This is a genomic window from Flavobacterium polysaccharolyticum, from assembly GCF_038739875.1.
Taxonomy (GTDB): Bacteria; Bacteroidota; Bacteroidia; order Flavobacteriales; family Flavobacteriaceae; genus Flavobacterium; species Flavobacterium polysaccharolyticum.
Genome location: NZ_JBCGDP010000055.1, coordinates 1 through 1,550 on the forward strand (window position 1 = coordinate 1; position 1,550 = coordinate 1,550).

A 1,550-nucleotide genomic window follows, 5' to 3' on the forward strand; every position below is an offset into this window, starting at 1 on the left:
TTTGAGTGATCAACAAATTGGTTTTGATGTAGCTCGAGTGACCACTTCACTCAAAGAACATGGGGTGAAAGACCAAGATCTTGCGCGAGAAATTGCTATGATGCGAGAAATGCAAAAAACGCAGTATGTTGAAATGCAAAAAAGTGAAGAGGCTATTTTGAATAAAATAAGATCAGAACAAAAGGCTAAAGCAACTACTAACAAATCTTCAGCAGTCACTGATATTCCTCAAAGTGAGAAAGATGCTTTGAAAGCTTTATATGATGCTACTGGAGGTGCTAATTGGAAAAATAAAACAGGTTGGGATTTTTCAAAACCAGTTACCGGCTGGAATTTTAGTAATTCAGGTGCAGGTACAGGATGGTATGGGATTACTATTGCAAATGGTCATGTCGTAAAATTAGAACTAAATTATAATAATTTAGTCGGAAATATTCCTGCTGAGATTGGGCAGTTTTCTCAGCTTGATTGGCTTAATTTAGGGAGTAATAATTTGTCAGGATCTATACCCTCAGAAATTGGTCAATTAACTCAACTTACCTATTTAGATTTTCAAAGAAATAGAGAAATCAGTGGTGTAATTCCTTCTCAGATAGGACAATTAACCAAACTTATATGGCTTAGGTTATTAAATAATAAACTTACTGGCTCTATACCCCCAGAGATTGGTCAATTATTGCAACTTAAGGAATTAAATTTAAGTTTTAATAATCTTAATGGTGTTATTCCTCCTCAAATGGGTCAGCTAGTTCAACTTGAAAATATTGATTTACAAGTAAATAAACTAGAAGGAACTATACCTTTAGAACTTTATAAGTTAAATAAACTTATTCGTTTAACGCTGGCAGCCAATCAATTAAGTGGCGGGATATCCTCTCAGATAAGTCAATTAATTAATCTTAACAGTTTAAATTTAATGAATAATAAACTTGAAGGTAACATACCGGTAGAGGTTGGTCAGTTGACTAAACTTGTTGGTATATTTATCCAAAATAATAAATTTTTTGGTACTATTCCAAGTTTAATAAATTTAATTGATTTTAAAGATTTAAACATATACAATAATAATTTCCGTTTTGTTGATTTTGCTACTGATTATTCTACTTATAAGACTAAATTGAGATATTTTTATTATGCACCCCAAGAAAAAATAGATGTTGAAAAAACAATCTCAGGTTCAACAAATGGTAGAGTAACTTTAAAGATGTTTGAAGATAATAGATTTACCCCTGAAGATACTTTTCAGTGGTATAAAGGAGTATCACCAAATGGTGTTTTGATTCCAGGAGCTACTTCTAGAGAATATACTATTACAAATCTTAAAACAACCGATGCGGGAGATTACTATTGTATATCTAAAAATTCTCAAATTACAAATTCAGATCCTTCTGTTTATTATCAAAATCTTGTTTTAGAACGAAACCCAATTACATTAAAAGTAGTTAATTGTACCCCAAAAACAGGAGAATTAAAACTACCTACCCAGCAAGTTTTTGTTGGAGAATCCGCAAATTTTTCGTTTGAACAGACAGCAGGTACTGTCATCTCTG

The 1,550-nt window shown here is 31.8% G+C and carries 1 protein-coding gene; it reads left to right on the top strand.

Annotated features, from left to right (window positions below; all coding sequences use genetic code 11):
• A partial coding sequence (locus tag WFZ86_RS20035) for a leucine-rich repeat domain-containing protein (RefSeq protein ID WP_342693596.1) occupies window positions 1–1,550 on the top strand: 1,550 nt, incomplete at both ends.